The 16,825-nt window shown below is 63.6% G+C and carries 18 protein-coding genes; 11 read left to right on the top strand and 7 right to left on the bottom strand.

The features are described 5' to 3' along the window. Nucleotides 1–114 precede the first annotated feature (114 nt). Nucleotides 115–627 (top strand): winged helix DNA-binding protein, encoded by a 513-nt coding sequence (locus B0G69_RS05370; RefSeq protein WP_042327041.1) that lies wholly within the window; start codon nt 115–117, stop codon nt 625–627. A gap of 56 nt (nt 628–683) precedes the next feature. Here B0G69_RS05370 and B0G69_RS05365 read toward each other — a convergent pair whose 3' ends face one another. Then, the gene (locus B0G69_RS05365; protein WP_241991262.1) at nt 684–1,283 is read right to left on the bottom strand and encodes a 5-formyltetrahydrofolate cyclo-ligase; all 600 of its coding nucleotides are present in this window, start codon (nt 1,281–1,283) and stop codon (nt 684–686) included. Between the two features lie 20 nt (nt 1,284–1,303). On the opposite strand from B0G69_RS05365, the gene B0G69_RS05360 reads away from it, so the two are divergent. The 4 genes from B0G69_RS05360 (at nt 1,304) to B0G69_RS05345 (ending at nt 6,226) form a co-directional block, all read left to right on the top strand. Then, a complete protein-coding gene (locus B0G69_RS05360) occupies nt 1,304–3,271 on the top strand; it encodes a lytic transglycosylase domain-containing protein (protein WP_121315953.1) in 1,968 nt (655 codons plus the stop codon). 81 nt (nt 3,272–3,352) lie between these two features. Then, nucleotides 3,353–4,306 carry a complex I NDUFA9 subunit family protein gene (locus tag B0G69_RS05355; RefSeq protein ID WP_121315952.1) on the top strand — a complete coding sequence of 318 codons (954 nt, stop codon included), beginning with the start codon at nt 3,353–3,355 and terminating at the stop codon, nt 4,304–4,306. A 37-nt stretch (nt 4,307–4,343) separates the two neighbouring features. Beyond that, nucleotides 4,344–4,997, top strand: a complete 654-nt coding sequence (locus B0G69_RS05350) for a glutathione S-transferase family protein (RefSeq protein WP_121315951.1) — start codon at nt 4,344–4,346, stop codon at nt 4,995–4,997. Then, on the top strand, nt 4,994–6,226 hold the full coding sequence (locus B0G69_RS05345) for a multifunctional CCA addition/repair protein (RefSeq protein ID WP_121315950.1): 1,233 nt from the start codon (nt 4,994–4,996) through the stop codon (nt 6,224–6,226). The genes B0G69_RS05350 and B0G69_RS05345 overlap by 4 nt, the downstream gene beginning before the upstream one ends. 69 nt (nt 6,227–6,295) lie before the next feature. Here the strand turns inward: B0G69_RS05345 and B0G69_RS05340 are convergent, their stop codons facing one another. Together B0G69_RS05340 and B0G69_RS05335 are read right to left on the bottom strand one after the other, a co-directional pair. Next, entirely contained in the window at nt 6,296–6,490 is a 195-nt protein-coding gene (locus tag B0G69_RS05340) for a DUF2905 domain-containing protein (protein ID WP_121315949.1), read from the bottom strand. 32 nt (nt 6,491–6,522) lie between these two features. Continuing rightward, complete coding sequence (locus B0G69_RS05335; RefSeq protein ID WP_121315948.1) at nt 6,523–7,713, bottom strand: SAM-dependent methyltransferase; 1,191 nt, start codon at nt 7,711–7,713, stop codon at nt 6,523–6,525. Nucleotides 7,714–7,726: 13 nt separating this feature from the next. Here B0G69_RS05335 and B0G69_RS05330 point away from each other — a divergent pair, with 13 nt between their 5' ends. From B0G69_RS05330 to glmS, 5 genes are all read left to right on the top strand, one after another. Continuing rightward, complete coding sequence (locus tag B0G69_RS05330) at nt 7,727–8,545, top strand: SDR family oxidoreductase (protein ID WP_121315947.1); 819 nt, start codon at nt 7,727–7,729, stop codon at nt 8,543–8,545. A 47-nt stretch (nt 8,546–8,592) separates the two neighbouring features. Next, entirely contained in the window at nt 8,593–8,988 is a 396-nt protein-coding gene (locus tag B0G69_RS05325) for a dihydroneopterin aldolase (RefSeq protein ID WP_121315946.1), read from the top strand. 3 nt (nt 8,989–8,991) lie between these two features. Further along, nucleotides 8,992–9,966, top strand: a complete 975-nt coding sequence (ttcA, locus tag B0G69_RS05320) for a tRNA 2-thiocytidine(32) synthetase TtcA (protein WP_121315945.1) — start codon at nt 8,992–8,994, stop codon at nt 9,964–9,966. A 127-nt stretch (nt 9,967–10,093) separates the two neighbouring features. After that, on the top strand, nt 10,094–11,455 hold the full coding sequence (gene glmU, locus B0G69_RS05315; RefSeq protein ID WP_121315944.1) for a bifunctional UDP-N-acetylglucosamine diphosphorylase/glucosamine-1-phosphate N-acetyltransferase GlmU: 1,362 nt from the start codon (nt 10,094–10,096) through the stop codon (nt 11,453–11,455). A 60-nt stretch (nt 11,456–11,515) separates the two neighbouring features. Continuing rightward, a complete protein-coding gene (glmS, locus tag B0G69_RS05310; RefSeq protein ID WP_121315943.1) occupies nt 11,516–13,333 on the top strand; it encodes a glutamine--fructose-6-phosphate transaminase (isomerizing) in 1,818 nt (605 codons plus the stop codon). A 66-nt stretch (nt 13,334–13,399) separates the two neighbouring features. Here glmS and B0G69_RS40950 read toward each other — a convergent pair whose 3' ends face one another. After that, nucleotides 13,400–13,699 (bottom strand): hypothetical protein, encoded by a 300-nt coding sequence (locus B0G69_RS40950; RefSeq protein WP_158608920.1) that lies wholly within the window; start codon nt 13,697–13,699, stop codon nt 13,400–13,402. Between the two features lie 773 nt (nt 13,700–14,472). Then, entirely contained in the window at nt 14,473–14,808 is a 336-nt protein-coding gene (locus B0G69_RS05300) for a hypothetical protein (RefSeq protein ID WP_121315941.1), read from the bottom strand. Nucleotides 14,809–15,161: 353 nt separating this feature from the next. Between B0G69_RS05300 and B0G69_RS05290 the strand changes: the two genes are divergently transcribed. After that, nucleotides 15,162–15,701: a thioesterase family protein gene (locus B0G69_RS05290; protein WP_121315939.1), complete on the top strand. Its 540-nt coding sequence runs from the start codon at nt 15,162–15,164 to the stop codon at nt 15,699–15,701. 188 nt (nt 15,702–15,889) lie between these two features. Here the strand turns inward: B0G69_RS05290 and B0G69_RS05285 are convergent, their stop codons facing one another. Next, nucleotides 15,890–16,360: a hypothetical protein gene (locus B0G69_RS05285; protein ID WP_241991261.1), complete on the bottom strand. Its 471-nt coding sequence runs from the start codon at nt 16,358–16,360 to the stop codon at nt 15,890–15,892. Nucleotides 16,361–16,515: 155 nt separating this feature from the next. After that, the gene (locus tag B0G69_RS05280) at nt 16,516–16,776 is read right to left on the bottom strand and encodes a DUF6723 family protein (protein ID WP_121319116.1); all 261 of its coding nucleotides are present in this window, start codon (nt 16,774–16,776) and stop codon (nt 16,516–16,518) included. Nucleotides 16,777–16,825: the final 49 nt, after the last annotated feature.

Here is a 16,825-nt window from a genome sequence, read left to right as displayed (position 1 = left end):
TTATCAATAAAATATCAACAATTTCTCAATAAGCGTTTGTGCCAGGCTCGCCGGGATCGTTGGCTCGTCGTACACTCCCGACACCTTCTCATCCTGTCCCTCGGGCTCTTTGTCATGTCGCGTCATCCCACCAAGATCGTCTCGTCGGAACATCTCGTCTCCGAGACCAGCGCGGAACTGTCCGAACTCGAATACGCGCTGATCATGGCGGGCAACGCCTTCAACCGGTGGATGGTGCGCTGCATGTCGGCGGCCGGCGACAAGGACATGACCGCGATCGAAGTATCGCTGCTGCACCACGTCAGCCACCGCGAGCGTCGCAAGAAGCTCGCGGACATCTGCTTCGTGCTGAACATCGAAGACACGCACGTCGCCACCTATGCGTTGAAGAAGCTCGTAGCTAGAGGGTACGTAAAAAGCGAAAAGACCGGCAAGGAAGTGTTTTTTTCGGCGACCGAGGCGGGCCGCGAGTTGTGTCTGAAGTATCGTGAGGTGCGCGAGAGCTGTCTGATTTCGACGCTGAAGGAAAGCGGCCTGACCAACGAACAGATCGGCGATGCGGCGCAGCTGATGCGCAACGCGTCCGGTCTGTACGACACGGCCGCGCGGGCGGCGGCGTCCCTATAACGGGTTGCTGGGCTGGTGCGGCTGCGTGAAGCCAGTACGCGCGCCGCATGCGCGGCTCAACCTGCCGGGCGTGGATGGAAACCGGCCTCGGTAACGATCAGGTCGAGAACAATGTCGTGTGCTTCGCGTTGCAGTGCCGGCGTGCGGCACGCCTCATACGCGATGCCCACCGTCAGCGGCCGTTTCGAACCCGGCCACGCGGCCAAGGTGCGATCGTAATAGCCGCCGCCGTAACCGAGCCGGTAGCCGGCGTCGTCGAAACCGACGCAGGGCACGAGCAGCAGCTCGGGAATCACCACCTTGCCCGACACCGGCTCGGCAATCTTGTGATGACCGATCTTCATCTCCATGTCGGGGTGCCACGCATGGAATTCGAGCGGTGCGCCGCGTGTCTGGATAATCGGCAAGCTGGCTTCTCGTTGAGCGTTGGCCGCAAGCCACAGAGAGATCGTAGCGCGTGCGTCGAATTCGCCGGAAAGCGGCCAGTAGAATCCTACGCTGTCCACACCATAGTGCTCCAGCGCATCGAGCACGTGGCGGCCGAGCGCGGCGTTGTGCGCCGGCTCGGAAGCCGCTTGCAGCCTCGTTTCCAATAGCGTCCGGCGCAGCGCCTTTTTCGCGGCCGGCACGGGGTTGCATGCTATGCTTTGGTCCAATTCGCGCTCCAGAAACAACGATGTCAAAAAGCCTTTATCGAGTATATCGCGCGGCCAGTCTGGCGCTCGCCGCAGCGGCACTCGTCGCGTGCAGCACGGCCGCCGCCGTCAAGCCCGTTCCCTTTTCGCAACTCACCAACGACGACCAGATTTTCGTCCAGTTGCGCGAGGCTGCCCGCAATAACGATGCGGCGCGCGCGGCGCAACTGGCGAGCATGATCCCGAACTATCCGGCGCCTTCGTATCTGGAGTACTTCCAGCTCAAGCCGCAACTGTTCGATTCGACCGGCCATGCGCGCGTCGACGCGCCGGACGCGCCGGTGCTCGCGTTCCTGCAGAAGTACGACGGCCAGGCGATTGCCGACCGTCTGCGCAATGACTACCTCACGGTGCTCGGCACGCGGCACGACTGGCGCAACTTCGACCAGCAATACGCGCGCTTCGTGCTGAACGACGACACCCAGGTGAAGTGCTACGCGCTCGAATCGCGCGCCTCGCGTGGCGAAAACGTCGCCGACGCGGCGCGCGCGCTGCTGGTCGAGCCGAAGTGGTACGGCGACGGCTGCGTCGATCTGATCACCGTGCTCGCCGTGAACCGCCAGCTCAGTGCCGACGACGTCTGGCAGCAGATCCGTCTCGCGTACGAACAGAACTACACGAGCACCGGCAGCAAGCTGCTCGACGCGCTCGGCAACCAGGCGCCCGACCCGGTGCTGTTCAGCCAGGCCACGAGCACCCCGCCGTTGCTGCTGGCGCGCGGCGTCGGTCCCGATGCGCAGTCGCATCAACTGGCGCTGCTGGCGATCACGCGGATGGCGCGCAACGATCCGGCGATGGCTGCGGCCACGTTCGCGTCGGTCGCGCCGTCGCTGAACTCGCCGGAGCGCGCGATCGGCTGGGGCACGATTGCCTATCAGGCGGCCGCCAAGCAGATGCCGAGCGCGGTGGACTGGTATCGGCTGTCGGCGAACGCGCAGCTGTCGAATCCCGCGTATGAATGGCGCACCCGCAGCGCGCTGCTGGCGGGTGACTGGAACATGGTGCGCTGGTCGATCGAGCAGATGCCGGAGGCGTTGCGCAAGCAGCCGTCGTGGGTCTACTGGCACGCGCGCGCGCTGAAGCAGGCGGGCGACACGACCACGGCCAACCAGGAATTCGAGTCGATCGCGCAGGGCTTTAACTTCTACGGTCAACTGGCCGCCGAGGAACTGGGCCAGAAGATCTCGGCGCCGCCGAAAACCTCGGTGAGCGACGCTGAAGTCCAGCAGGCCGGCAACACGCCGGGCTTCGATCTCGCACAACGCTTCTATGCGATGAATCTGCGGCTCGAAGGCAATCGCGAATGGAACTGGCCGCTGCGCACGATGAGCGACCACCAACTCCTCGCGGCGGCCGAATACGCGCGCCGTATCCAGCTCTATGACCGCACCGTCAACACGGCGGATCGCACGAAGAGCGAGCACGATTTCTCGCTGCGTTATCTGTCGCCGTTCCGCGATATCGTCGAGCGCGACGCGCAGTCGAATGGGCTCGACGTTGAGTGGGCGTACGGGCTGATTCGCCAGGAATCGCGCTTCATCATCAACGCGCGCTCCGAAGTCGGCGCGGGCGGGTTGATGCAGTTGATGCCGGGCACCGCGCAACTGGTTGCGAAAAAGATCGGCCTCGGCCCGATTTCGCGCGAGCAGATGAACGACATCGACACCAACATCCTGCTCGGCACCAACTACCTGTCGATGATCTACAATCAGTTCGACGGGTCCGCCGTGCTGGCCACCGCCGGCTATAACGCAGGCCCGGGCCGTCCGCGCAACTGGCGGCAGTCGTTGCAGCATCCGGTCGAAGGCGCGATCTTCGCCGAGGCGATCCCGTTCCAGGAAACCCGCGACTACGTCAAGAACGTGCTATCCAACACGGTCTACTACGCGGCGTTGTTCGAAGGCCGTCCGCAATCGCTGAAGGCGCGTCTGGGTTACATCGCGCCGTAAAGCGCCGTGCCGCCGCGGCCTCGTTCGAGGCCTCGGCGCGCCACGCCAGCCGTTGCCGCGGCTTCCATCAGGGAGTCGAAAATGCGACACAAAGCCATTGCGATCACCGGCGGTTCCGGATTTATCGGCAGCCATCTCGTCAACGCGCTCGTCGAAGCGGGCAAAGACGTGCGCATCGCCACGCGGCGGCGCTACAACGCCCGCCATCTCACGCTGCTTCCCATCGACGTGATCGAAACCGACGTGTTCGATCCGGTCCAGCTCGCGCGCTTCGTCGAAGGCGCCGATTGCGTGATCAATCTCGTCGCCACGTTAAATGGCAAACGCGGCACGCCATACGGTCCGGAGTTCGCGCGCGTGCAAGTCGATCTGCCGACCCGGATCGTGGCCGCCTGCGAAGGCAAGGGCGTGCACCGGCTGATTCATCTCAGCGCGCTCGGCGCCAATCCGAACGGACCCAGCATGTACTCGCGCTCGAAGGGCGACGGCGAGAAAGCGGTGCATGCGGCCAACGTCGCGTGGACGATCTTCCGGCCGTCCGTGGTCTTCGGTCCCGAGGACCAGTTCCTCAACAAGTTCGCGTTCCTGCAGCGGATGCTTCCGGTGCTCCCACTCGCGATGCCGGATGCGAAATTCCAGCCGGTGTATGTCGAAGATGTCGTGAAGGCGATCGTCAACGTGCTCGATCTCGACGCCGCGAGCGGCCGCACCTACGAACTGGGCGGCCCGACCGTTTACACCCTCGAAGACCTCGTCACCTATTGCGGCGACGTGATCGGCAAGCATGCGCGCATCATCCGTTTGCCGGACGCGTTGGCGCGCCTGCAGGCGCTGACCTTCGAAATGGCGCCCGGGGAACCGGTGATCTCGCGAGACAATCTCGATTCGATGAAAGTCGACAACGTGTTGAGCGGCCCGCTCGCGCCTGAACTCGGCATCGAGCCCGCCAGTATCGAAACGATTGCGCCGGTGTATCTGACCGGCGCGTCGACGCGTTCGCGCTTCGACACGTTTCGCGCGAGCGCCGGACGTTGACGTACCCGTTCAAATCCTCTCCCCATTGAAACGAAGCATGAAACTGCTAATTGGTGACAAGAACTACTCGTCATGGTCGATGCGGCCGTGGCTGCTGCTGAAGCACTTCGGCCTTCCGTTCGACGAAGTGCTGATCCACCTGAACGAGCCCGGCACGACCGCCGCGATCCTCGCTCATGCGCCGGCCGGGCCGGGCAAGGTGCCCTGTCTGATCGACGACGCGGGGCAGGCCGTTTGGGATTCGCTGGCGATCGCCGAGACACTGGCCGAGCGCTTCCCGCAGCACGCGCTGTGGCCGCGCGATGCGGCGGCGCGCGCGCTCGCCCGCAGCGTGAGCGCCGAGATGCATTCGGGCTTCGGCGAGTTGCGCTCCAACATGTGGATGAACATTCGCGCGTCGTTTCCGGGCAAGAACGCAACGCCGGGCGTGCTCGCCGATATCGCGCGGATCGAGACGCTCTGGCGCGAGTGCCTGAGCGCGCATGGTGGACCTTTCCTGTTCGGCGAGTTCGGCATTGCCGATGCGATGTATGCGCCGGTCGCGATGCGCTTCAACACTTGGCAGCCGCCGTTGTCCGAAACCGCGTCGGCATACGTCGAGCGGATCACCGCGTTGCCGGCGGTGCAGGCATGGATCGACGCTTCGCGTCGCGAGACCCACGCGATTGCCTATCAAGACGTATGCCCATGAACATCTACGCGGTAGGCGGCGCCATCCGCGACGAGTTGCTGGGCGTACCGGTGCAGGACCGCGACTACGTGGTGGTCGGCGCGACGCCCGAGCAGATGGTGGCGCAGGGCTATCGACCGGTGGGCAAGGATTTTCCGGTGTTCCTGCATCCGCAGACGCACGAGGAATACGCGCTCGCGCGCACCGAGCGCAAAACGGCGGCGGGCTATCACGGCTTCCAGTTCTTCTATGCGCCGGACGTCACGCTGGAGGAAGACCTCGCGCGCCGCGATCTGACGATCAACGCGATGGCGCGCGAGGTGCGTCCGGACGGCGAGTTGAGCGGTCCGGTCGTCGACCCGTTCAACGGTCAGGCGGACTTGCAGGCGCGGCTGTTCCGGCATGTGAGCGACGCGTTCCTCGAAGATCCCGTGCGGATTCTGCGGATTGCGCGCTTCGCGGCGCGCTTCGTCGACTTCACGGTCGCGCCGGAAACGCTGACGCTGATGCGCAAGATGGTCGCCGAGGGCGAAGTGGATGCGTTGGTAGCCGAACGCGTGTGGCAGGAAGTGTCGCGCGGCTTGATGGAGAAAAAGCCTTCGCGCATGTTCGAGGTGCTGCGCGAGTGCGGCGCGCTGGCGCGCATTCTGCCGGAGATCGACGCGCTGTTCGGCGTGCCGCAACGCGCCGACTATCATCCCGAGGTGGACACCGGCGTGCACGTGATGATGGTGGTCGATCATGCCGCCCAGCAGGGCTATGCGCTGCCGGTCCGGTTTGCCGCGCTGACGCACGACCTCGGCAAGGCGACCACGCCTGAGGACGTGCTGCCGCGGCATATCGGCCACGAGGGGCGCAGCGTGGACCTGCTCAAGCCGCTCTGCGACCGGCTTCGCGTGCCGAACGACTGCCGCGATCTCGCGCTGCTGGTGGCGCGCGAGCACGGCAACATTCATCGCGTGACGGAGATGGGGGCGGCGGCGTTAGTGAGATTGCTCGAACGCAGCGACGCGCTTCGCAAACCGGCGCGCTTCGCCGAAGCCTTGCAGGCCTGCGAGGCCGATGCGCGCGGCCGGCTGGGGTTCGAGATGCGCGACTATCCGCAGGCCGAGCGGCTGAGGCTCGCGCTCGTCGCGGCGCGCGGCGTGGATGCCGGTGCGGTGGCCAAACGAATGGCCGATGCGCCTGCCGGCATCAAGGACGCCGTGCATCAGGAGCGGGTGCGCGCGGTGGAAGCGGCGCTGCGCTAGGGTGCTTCGGTGGTGTGGCTGCCTTTGGCCTTCGCGGCGCAGGCCGCCGTGGTCAAAGGCAACGCGGACTTAAAGCACCCTCGCCAGCAGCGACAGGATCATCGACAGCACCAGCGTCGACATGAACGGAAACGGATACTCACGGCCGAACACGCGCAAGGTCACGTCGCCGGGCATCCGGCCAATGCCGATCTTCCTGAGCCACGGCCAGCAGGCCGACAACACCGCCACCGCAACGAACGTAGTCAAGAGCCAGCGGATCATCACGAATTCCTAACGCCCAATCAGGCAAAAGATCACAACGTGTGCGAGCGGTCGCCGCTGGAAAACGCCTGCAGCGTATCGTCCAGCCCGCGCGAAAAGGCGATCACCTTGAACAGTTCGCCCATCTCCGCTTCGGACAACAGCTTCTGCACCGCATTCGCCGCGGGCAGGAAGCGCGCCGTGTCGGCCGGATCGATTTCCGACAACGCGTCGGTGATGCCCGCATTCAGCAAGAAGCGCGCTTGCGACGTGAAGCCCAGCAAATCCGCGCCCGTCTCGACACCGGCTTCGGCGATCCCGGTGAATTCCACGTGCGCGGTGATGTCCTGCAACCCCGGGTAGAGGAAGGGATCGCCGTGCGCGCGATGCCGGTAATGACACATCAGCGTGCCTTGCGCGCGCTGCGCGTGGTAGTACTCGTGGCGCGGGAAACCGTAGTCGATCAGGAATACCGCGCCGCGCGCGAGCATCGTGCAGACGGTGCGCGTGAAGGCGCTCGCGGCTTCGTGGGTTTCGGTCAGGTAGTCTTCGCCGGCAGTGTCGATGTCCGCGAGCAATGCGGTGTCCGCTGCCGCGGATACCGGGCGATCGTCGAACGCAAACGCCTCGTCGCGCCACACCACGCCACGTTCGTGCCAGACGCCGCCGGTTGCCGCGAATAGCCGCACGGGCATCGCATCCAGCACTTCGTTGCCGACCACCACACCCTCGAAGCGCTCCGGCAACGCGTCCAGCCAACGGACTTTCGCCAGCAGCGCGGGCGCGGCCGCCGCGATCGTCTCACGTTGACGTTCGCGCAATTCGCCCGACAGATCCACGATCGAGTAGCTGTCGAACTCGGCGCCCAGCGCATCGAGCGCGTTGAGCAGGCCGGCGGCCAGCTTGCCGGTGCCGGCGCCGAATTCCATCACCTCGCGCGTCCCGCTCGCTTCCAAGGCTTCGGCCAGCGGGCGCGCAAGCGTCGCGGCGAACAGCGGCGACAGTTCCGGCGCGGTGACGAAGTCGCTGCCGTCGTCGCCGCGCAGACCGAATTTGCGCGCGCCACCGCTGTAATAGCCGAGTCCCGGCGCGTAAAGCGCGCGCTCCATGTAGCGGTCGAATGGCAGCCAGCCGCCGGCGCTGTCGAGCTCCGCACGCAGCCGCGCGACCAGTGCTTCGGACTGCGCCAGCGCGCTTGGGCCGGGAGCAGGTAAACTATCGGGTTGGTGAGCTTTCGGATTCATCCCCGCATTGTAAATGACCGCCTCTCTAGACACCGCCGCTGACCGCGCCCCTGAAACGCCCCGCGTCGTGCTGATTACCGGCGCCGCCCGCCGCATCGGGCGCGCGCTCGCGCTCGGTTTTGCGGCGCGCGGCTGGGACGTGGCGGTTCACTACGGCGCGTCGCGCGAAGAGGCCGACGAAGTGGTCGCGCAAATCGGCGCGCTGGGGCGCCGGGCGGTCGCGCTGCACGCGGAATTGGGCGACGAGGCGCAGGTCGAGCGGCTGTTGCCGGCTTGTACGGCGGCCTTGGGCCGGCCGGTGTGCATCGTCAACAACGCGTCGCGCTTCGAGGAAGACACGGCGCACAACGTCGGCTACGACCTGCTGCTGAAGCTGACCGCGATGAATCTCGGTGCGCCGCTGGTGCTCGCGCGCATGCTGTTCGAGGCGACGCCGGAGGCCGCGCGCACCGACGAAAGTCAGCGCGCGGTGGTAATCAACGTGCTGGATCAGAAGCTGTACAACATGAATCCGGATTACCTGTCGTACACGCTGTCGAAGGCGGCGCTGCAAAGCGCCACGGTGGCGCTTGCGCAGGCGCTGGCGCCGAAAGTACGCGTGGTCGGGCTCGCGCCGGGCCTCACGATGCAATCCGCCGACCAGACGCAGGACGGTTTCGAGGCCGCTCACCGAATCACGCCTTTGGGCCGCGCGTCGCGGCCCGAGGATGTTGTCGCCGCCGCGCTGTATCTCGCGGATGCAGCCGGCGTCACCGGAACGACGCTGGTGGTCGACGGCGGGCAGCATCTCGTGCCGCTGCCGCGCGACGTTATGTTTTTGACGGGCGCCTGAGGCGCCCCTTTGCGTGCCCCGCACGCTTTTTTCGACTGGAAACGAACATGTTTGCCGCTCTTTCGCACCCCCGGCTCGCCGATTGCCGCCGGCTCTTTCTGCGCAACTACGAAGTGCACATCAACATCGGCGTGCACGATTTCGAAAAGCGCGGCGAACAGCGCGTCGTGATCAACGTCGAACTGTTCGTGCCGCTCGCGCTGTCCACGCCGGTTCAGGACAAGCTGAACGAAGTCGTCGACTACGATTTCATGCGCTCCACCATCTCGCGCCGCGTCGCGCAAGGTCACATCCACTTGCAGGAAACGCTGTGCGACGACCTCGTCAGGACCATGCTCGAGCACCCGCAGGTGCGGGCCGCGCGCGTGTCGACCGAGAAGCCGGACGTGTATCCCGACTGCGACGCCGTGGGCGTCGAAGTTTTCCGAATCAAAGAGGATTGAGCCATGAATGCTCCGGAAATCCTGAACGACAGCGCGCCCGCCGCGAAGGCCAAGTCGCCGCTCACGCGCCGCGAGCAGAAGGAAGCGTACGAGAACAACAAGCTGTTCAAGCGCCTGGCGCGCCAGGTCGGCGAGGCGATCGGCGACTTCAACATGATCGAGGAAGGCGACAAGGTGATGGTCTGCCTGTCGGGCGGCAAGGACAGCTATGCGATGCTCGACATCCTGATGCGGCTGCGCGAACGCGCGCCGATCAACTTCGACATCGTCGCGGTCAATCTCGATCAGAAGCAGCCGGGCTTCCCGGAGCACATCCTGCCGGAATACCTGAAGCAGCTCGACATTCCCTTTCACATCGAGAACCAGGACACCTACAGCATCGTCAAGCGGCTGGTGCCGGAAGGCAAGACCACCTGCTCGCTGTGCTCGCGGCTACGGCGCGGCATTCTATACCGTGTCGCGGGCGAACTCGGCGCGACCAAGATCGCGCTCGGCCATCATCGCGACGACATCCTGCAAACGCTGTTGCTGAACATGTTCTACGGCGGCAAGCTGAAGGGGATGCCGCCCAAGCTGCAATCGGACGACGGCAAGAACATCGTGATCCGGCCGCTCGCCTACGTGAAGGAAACCGACTTGGAGAAATACGCGGAGTTGCGCGAATTCCCGATCATTCCGTGCAATCTGTGCGGCAGCCAACCCAACCTGAAGCGCGCCGAGATGAAGGCGCTGATCCGCGACTGGGAGAAGCGTTTCCCGGGGCGTATCGAGAACATGTTCAACGCGCTGTCGAACATCGTGCCGTCGCATCTGATGGACCACAAGCTGTTCCCGTTCGCGGGCCTGCGCGCAACCGGCGAGGCCGATCCGCAAGGCGATATCGCGTTCGACGAAGAGCCGTGTTCGACCGGTAACGAAGATGGCGCCATGCTCGGCGCAGCGAAGCCGATTTCGATTGTCCAGTTCGACGATCTTTGACGGAAATGCCCGGAAAATGGGCGCTTCCGCGCTATCGGACCCGCCGTCCAATGCGCGCCAGCGCGCCTTTTTCGGCATTTGGCGCATGATAGAATCGTCGGCCACAAACTGACTGATTGCCGACGCCATGAACATCGTGATTTTGGCGGCAGGCACCGGCAAGCGCATGCGGTCCGCGCTTCCCAAGGTGCTCCATCCTCTGGCCGGTAGGCCGCTTCTCGCTCACGTCATCGACACGGCTCGCGCGCTCGAACCCGCACGGCTCGTGGTCGTGATCGGCCATGGCGCCGAAGCCGTACGTGAGGCGGCTGCGGCGCCGGACGTGCAGTTCGCGGTGCAGGAGCAGCAGCTCGGCACTGGCCACGCGGTCCAGCAGGCGCTGCCGCTGCTCGATCCGTCCGCGCCCACGCTGGTGCTGTACGGCGACGTGCCGCTCACGCGCGCCAGCACGCTGCGCGCGCTGACCGAACGCGCGGGGCAGGGCGGTTATGGCGTGCTGACCGTGACGCTCGACGACCCCACCGGTTACGGGCGCATCGTGCGCGACCAGCAAGGCAAGGTGTCGCGTATCGTCGAACAGAAGGACGCGAGCGCCGAGCAGCTGGAGATCCCTGAAATCAATACCGGCATCATCGTCGCGCCGACCGAACGTCTCGCCGGCTGGCTCGCGGCGTTGAAGAACGACAACGCGCAAGGCGAGTTCTATCTGACCGACGCGGTCGAAATGGCGATCGAAGCCGGCCTCGAAGTCGTCACCACCCAGCCGGACGACGAGTGGGAAACGCTCGGCGTGAACAGCAAGCAGCAGCTTGCCGAACTCGAACGGATCCATCAGCGCAACGTTGCCGATGCTTTGCTGGTGGCGGGCGTGACGCTCGCCGATCCCGCGCGCCTCGACGTGCGCGGCACGCTCGAATGCGGCCGCGACGTGTCGATCGACGTGAACTGCGTGTTCGAAGGCAGCGTGACGCTGGCCGACAACGTCAGCGTCGGGCCGAACTGCGTGATCCGCAATGCGAGCATCGGCGCCGGCACGCGCGTCGACGCGTTCACGCATATCGAAGGCGCCGAGGTCGGGGCCAATGTCGTACTGGGCCCATATGCGCGCTTGCGCACAGGCGCAACGCTGCAAGACGAGTCTCATGTCGGTAACTTCGTCGAAGTGAAGAACGCGGTGCTCGGTCGCGGCTCGAAAGCGAATCACCTCACGTATATCGGCGACGCGGATATTGGCGCGCGCGTGAATATCGGCGCGGGTACGATCACCTGCAACTACGACGGCGCGAACAAATTCCGCACGATCATTGAAGACGACGTGTTCGTCGGTTCGGACACGCAACTGGTCGCTCCGGTGCGCGTGCAGCGCGGCGCGACGATCGCGGCGGGCACGACGGTCTGGAAGGACGTCGAAGCCGAAGCGCTGGTTCTGAACGATAAAAAACAAACAAGCAAAACGGGCTATGTTCGCCCGGTCAAGAAAAAGAACTGATGGGCGTGATGCGTGCGCGAAGCGCGCTCCCTGAAACCCAGCATTGAAAAGGAATGAGCCATGTGTGGCATTGTCGGCGCGGTTGCGCAACGTAACATTGTTTCCGTCCTGATCGAAGGACTGCGGCGCCTCGAGTACCGTGGTTACGATTCGTGTGGCGTCGCGGTGCTGGACGAGAACGGACCGAGCCGCGCGCGCAGCGTCGCGCGTGTCGCCGATCTCGACGAGCAGGTGCACGAGGGCCATCTCGAAGGCATCACGGGTATCGCGCATACGCGCTGGGCGACGCACGGCGCCCCGGTGACGGACAACGCGCACCCGATCTTCTCGCGAGATGCGCTCGCGTTGGTACACAACGGCATCATCGAGAATTACGAATCGCTGCGTGAAATGCTGCGGGGCAAGGGCTACGAGTTCGTCTCGCAGACCGATACCGAGGTTATCGCGCACCTGATTCACAGCGTGTATCGCGGCGACCTGTTCGCCGCCGTGCGTGAAGCGATCGCGCAATTGCACGGCGCGTACGCTATCGCGGTGCTGCACAGAAATCAGCCGCATACGGTGGTCGGCGCGCGGCAGGGCTCGCCGCTGGTGGTCGGGCTCGGCGACGGTGAGAACTTCCTCGCCTCGGATGCGCTCGCGCTCGCGGGCAGCACCGAACGTTTCATCTTCCTCGAAGAAGGCGATGTGTGCGAACTGTCGCTCGACGGCGTGCGTATTGCCGATCGCGATGGCAACGATGTGCAGCGCGACGTGCGTCAGGTCGCGGCTTATGGCGGCGCGGTCGAACTCGGCCCGTATCGCCACTTCATGCAGAAGGAAATTTTCGAGCAGCCGCGTGCGATCACCGACACGATTCCGCAAACCGATTCGTTCGACGCATCGATCTTCGGCGAGGCTGCCGGCGACGTGTTCGCCCAGATCGACAGCCTGCTGATTCTCGCGTGCGGCACGAGCTATTACTCGGGCCTGACGGCGAAGTACTGGCTCGAATCGATCGCGAAGATTCCGACCCAGGTGGAGATTGCGAGCGAGTATCGCTACCGCGAGTCGGTGCCCAATCCGAGGTCGCTGGTGGTGGTGATTTCGCAGTCGGGGGAAACGGCGGATACGCTTGCGGCGCTCAAGCATGCGCAGTCGCTCGGACACAAGCACACGCTGGCGGTATGCAACGTCGGCACGAGCGCAATGGTGCGTCAGACGGAGTTGTCGTTCCTGACGCACGCGGGCCGCGAGATCGGCGTGGCGTCGACCAAGGCGTTTACGACGCAACTGGTCGCGCTGTTCGTGCTGGCAGCCACGCTGGCCAAGCTGCGCGGTCATCTGAACGAAGAACAGGAAGCCGACTACCTGAAGCAGTTGCGCCACTTGCCGGCCGCGTTGAATAGCGTGCTGGCGCTGGAGCCGCAGATCATCGCGTGGTCGGAAGAGTTTTCGCGCAAGGAACATGCGCTGTTCCTCGGGCGCGGCATGCATTACCCGATCGCGCTCGAAGGGGCGCTGAAGCTCAAGGAGATTTCGTATATCCATGCCGAGGCTTATCCGGCCGGTGAGTTGAAGCACGGGCCGCTCGCGCTCGTGACCGAAGCGATGCCGGTGGTGACGGTAGCGCCGAACGACGCGCTGCTGGAAAAGCTGAAGTCGAATATTCAGGAAGTGCGCGCGCGCGGCGGTGAGCTTTATGTATTCGCCGATGCGGATACGAAGATCGTCAACGATGAAGGGCTGCATGTGATCCGGATGCCGGAGCACTATGGTTTGCTGTCGCCGATTCTGCATGTCGCGCCACTGCAGTTGCTGGCGTATCACACGGCGTGTGCAAGAGGCACGGATGTGGATAAGCCGCGGAATCTGGCGAAGTCGGTGACGGTGGAGTGAGGGGCGACTCGCGACACCATGCTCTCAGTTGCATTAATTTCGGCTACGAGGGCTCTTCCCGGTCGCTCAGCCTTGCCTGACCCAGGCGTAGCCACAATAAATGTCGAAGGGGCGCCGGAGATTTTTTCCCGCGCCCTTTTTTGTGACTGCCCTCCAGACGCAGCTCGGGAATCGCTGCCAGCGCGTCCACGCTGCGTTGCTGACATAGGGAGAGGTCTTTTTCGCAAAGCCGTCCAACTTCACCCGAGTCGGCCCCAGTTCAAGCATGTTCTTACCGCGAACGATCCCGCGTTTTTTCGCTGCGCCGAAGGCCTGTGCTTCGACGAATGACGAATGCACCCGCAGCAATCGCAATGAGTAAGACAAGCATCAGTCCAGCGCTCAACCCTGCGCTGCTGCGAGATTCACCCGCGCCGGAAGCCGAGGATGGGGTCACTGGTGAAGAAACCTGGCTCGCGACCGGCTGCGGGAGCGCAACGCCGGCCGCGCTACCCTGACGCACAAGCGATGCTTCGGAGGTTGGTAATGCCGCCGCGGATGCTGGTAGGCCTTGAGTTGCAGAAAGAGCGTCTGCATCGGAAGCAGGTCCGACAGGGGCTACTTCCGTCGCCGAGGCAATGGCAGGCATAGGCACAACGGCGGCATTTGCTTCGACCGACCTGGCAATTGTTTTCCATTGCGCAAATACCGTGTCAATGCAGTGGACGTCGGAGCAGGCGTTTCGCGATTGCCTCCATCGGGTAAGCTGCTCGGGCGATAGCTTCCCGCTATTCAGCAAGGCCTGCTGCTCAGCGGCGATATCGTCGTACTCGTTGTCGAGTATCGCGTGGTCGCATATGACGCGCTCGGCGGGTTGCCGCGTGGTAGCGCATTGAATATCGCTCGCCCATGCCCCGGTCGAGCTGAGGGTTGCCACGGAAAACAGAAATGCCAAACATCGTCTCGGATGCATTAGTCCTCCTTTTGAACCGGTTGCCGCAGGGCCGGCGCTTGGCAAGACAATGCAAGTCGAACGGCCAACGGGTCACGGTTCTTGAGACCGCGCCACCCCGACCAAGTTGCCGTCCGGCATTTTAAGGACCTGGCGCGACGTCGCATCGTCGGCGCAGGAAGGCAGTTGCGTAGCAACAAGCCGAGGTCTAATCCATTGAAAAGACGACAGCCGCCATGTCGTCGACCTGCGTGAAGCTGCGGGCGAAACGATAGAGCTGGCCGTTGATTTGCAGCTCGTTCACGCCCGAAAAAGTCGACTCCAGCATACTGTTTGCCACCGATGTTGCAATCGTAGCAATCTGCTTCAGGTCTTCGCGCAGACCCGCGGGGTCGCCCAAATACACGATGCAGACATCGTCGGTGGGCCGCATCATCACGATGCTCGTCGCGCTATCAAGTGCACGCTCCAGATACGCCGCGAGTGTTCGCAGCGATTCCGGAACGTATTCCGGCCCGGTGGCCAACTCGTTGTGATCCGTCATTCGTAGCTCCGGTGACTTACGGCCAGGTAACCGAATTAATGTACCTCTGCACATCGAGAAAATGTCTGCAGGGTAGAAAAAAGTTTTCAACGTTCCGCAACAGGAAGGGAAAAGACGTCCATCTCGCTGAACGAATAGCCGTCAGTCAATGGCCCGCCATTCCCGATGGCCGCTTTTATTTGCCGCTTTCGAAACGCCGAACGTCACGACGAGTGCCTTGCCGTTCTGGCGTGAACATATGTTCGAGACGGTGCTCTACAGATTGATCCGCGTCCAACGCGCCGTGTTTCATCATCGCGGCTACCATGCAGTCCCCGCCACCCATGGCAGCTATCTGATCACCAGGTTTTCGCATGAGTCTCCTGCTACGTCTAATACTCCTGTTGTTGAGCAGCGCTCGCCGCAGCCGGCTGCATGTGCTCGACACCTGCGTCACGCCGTTTCGCGTCTGGATAAACGATCTCGACGTATTGTTCCACATGAATAACGGACGCTATTTCACGATCCTCGATCTTGCGCGCGTCGATCTGATGATGCGCAGCGGCCTGTGGCGGCAATTGAGAGCAGAAGGTTGGTATCCGGTCGTCACGCTGGAAACGCTGCGCTTTCATCGCTCGCTGGAGCTGGGTGATCGCTATGACGTGCACACTCGCGTTATCGGCTGGGATGAAAAGCACATCTTCATCGAACAGGGCTTCGTGCGTGGCGATGTGCAAGTCGCGCTGGCCGTTGTTCGGGCGCGGTTCCTGAAACGAAAGGGCGGTACCGTGACGACTGCCGAATTGCTGGCACTGGCGGACATTACTCAAGCGTCGCCGGTGTTACCCGAGTGGGTCGCGAGCTGGAGCGAGGCCGAGGGCGGAATGGCGTTTCAGCCGTCTTCTTCGACGTAACCGGACGCAGTGCAATCGCGCGGCGCCACGCCGCGCGAAGCAGCCGGCAACGTAGACCCGCGCGCAATGCGTTCATCGTCGCGTGCAGCGGCGAAAACACGAAGTCTTGCAGCAGACCGAACTGCGTGCTGTTCAGAGAACAGACTCTTCCTGAGCGGTTCGATCATCAGCGCCCGCGCAGGCAACAATCAATTCCTTGCCAACGCCACGGCCGCGGGCGAAATAAACTCGGCCCGCACGCTGTCGCCGACTCTCAGCCGATCGAGCGGAATGTCCTGCGCCGCTCGCAATACCTGCTGGTGCCGTGGCCCACGCAGCGTCACGACAACCCGCACCCGATGCGCGGACGACGTCATCCCCGCCGATGCCGGAATCGCCACGGTCGTTTCGACGCGCTCACGCATACCTTTTGTCGCGAGCTTGTCGATGCGAAGCAGGAGTGCCTGTTCATAAGCCACGTTCAGCTTGTCGCCGACCCGCAGCAGAGTGACGTCGACCAAGGCGGGATTCACGTCCACGTCGCCAAGATTGCCGCGCGGGCCGCGTAGCGTCACGCTATTGGTGGCGGCATTGAGCGCGGCAACGCGTACCTGCGCGTGAACGACGTCCGCTTTCCCGAGTGCTGCTTGCGCGGCGTCCGACGTCGGCGTTCTGCGCAAAGCCGGGTTGACTGGCTGCGGCCGTCAGCACGGTCATCAGCGCGGCCGCGTTCCACATGGCAGCAGCCGATGAGCCCCTTCCGCGCAGACTAGCCATTCGTTGCTCCGAAATGATCACGCGAGGCGACTGGCCGACGGATCGCCGTACGCCCTCATCACAACTCCGGGCGCGCCAGGTCGCTGGCCACGATGTGTTCGCCGTACACGTGAGCAGCTGCAATCGCCTCCAGTTTGGACGGATACGGGCCGAGTTCCGGGGCGCCGTCGAACGGAAACAGCACGCGACCATCGGTGGACCGTATCACTTTCAACACGCCAAAGAAACGCCGGTAGCCGGCCATCTTCGACATGGCCGATACGTCGAAATCGTCCTCCGATGTCCCGGGGACGCTGGGAATAAACGCAGTCTTGCTCATACCTGAAAACATCTCTTGTTCGATGGGACGGCATCGGTGGGAAACGCCA

This window comes from Paraburkholderia sp. RAU2J (genome assembly GCF_003634845.1).
Lineage (GTDB): Bacteria > Pseudomonadota > Gammaproteobacteria > Burkholderiales > Burkholderiaceae > Paraburkholderia > Paraburkholderia fynbosensis.
Note: the sequence above shows the minus strand (reverse complement) of the source record. Positions and strands in the feature narration are given on the sequence as shown.

Bases quoted from the DNA above. Each gene is read 5' to 3' on its own strand.
- glmU (WP_121315944.1), top strand. From the start codon at position 10,094: ATGAACATCGTGATTTTGGCGGCAGGCACCGGCAAGCGCATGCGGTCC.
- B0G69_RS05330 (WP_121315947.1), top strand. From the start codon at position 7,727: ATGACCGCCTCTCTAGACACCGCCGCTGACCGCGCCCCTGAAACGCCC.
- B0G69_RS05290 (WP_121315939.1), top strand. From the start codon at position 15,162: ATGAGTCTCCTGCTACGTCTAATACTCCTGTTGTTGAGCAGCGCTCGC.
- B0G69_RS05340 (WP_121315949.1), bottom strand. From the start codon at position 6,490: ATGATCCGCTGGCTCTTGACTACGTTCGTTGCGGTGGCGGTGTTGTCG.
- B0G69_RS05360 (WP_121315953.1), top strand. From the start codon at position 1,304: ATGTCAAAAAGCCTTTATCGAGTATATCGCGCGGCCAGTCTGGCGCTC.
- B0G69_RS05350 (WP_121315951.1), top strand. From the start codon at position 4,344: ATGAAACTGCTAATTGGTGACAAGAACTACTCGTCATGGTCGATGCGG.
- ttcA (WP_121315945.1), top strand. From the start codon at position 8,992: ATGAATGCTCCGGAAATCCTGAACGACAGCGCGCCCGCCGCGAAGGCC.
- glmS (WP_121315943.1), top strand. From the start codon at position 11,516: ATGTGTGGCATTGTCGGCGCGGTTGCGCAACGTAACATTGTTTCCGTC.
- B0G69_RS05300 (WP_121315941.1), bottom strand. From the start codon at position 14,808: ATGACGGATCACAACGAGTTGGCCACCGGGCCGGAATACGTTCCGGAA.
- B0G69_RS05355 (WP_121315952.1), top strand. From the start codon at position 3,353: ATGCGACACAAAGCCATTGCGATCACCGGCGGTTCCGGATTTATCGGC.
- B0G69_RS05325 (WP_121315946.1), top strand. From the start codon at position 8,593: ATGTTTGCCGCTCTTTCGCACCCCCGGCTCGCCGATTGCCGCCGGCTC.
- B0G69_RS05335 (WP_121315948.1), bottom strand. From the start codon at position 7,713: ATGAATCCGAAAGCTCACCAACCCGATAGTTTACCTGCTCCCGGCCCA.
- B0G69_RS05370 (WP_042327041.1), top strand. From the start codon at position 115: ATGTCGCGTCATCCCACCAAGATCGTCTCGTCGGAACATCTCGTCTCC.
- B0G69_RS05345 (WP_121315950.1), top strand. From the start codon at position 4,994: ATGAACATCTACGCGGTAGGCGGCGCCATCCGCGACGAGTTGCTGGGC.
- B0G69_RS05280 (WP_121319116.1), bottom strand. From the start codon at position 16,776: ATGAGCAAGACTGCGTTTATTCCCAGCGTCCCCGGGACATCGGAGGAC.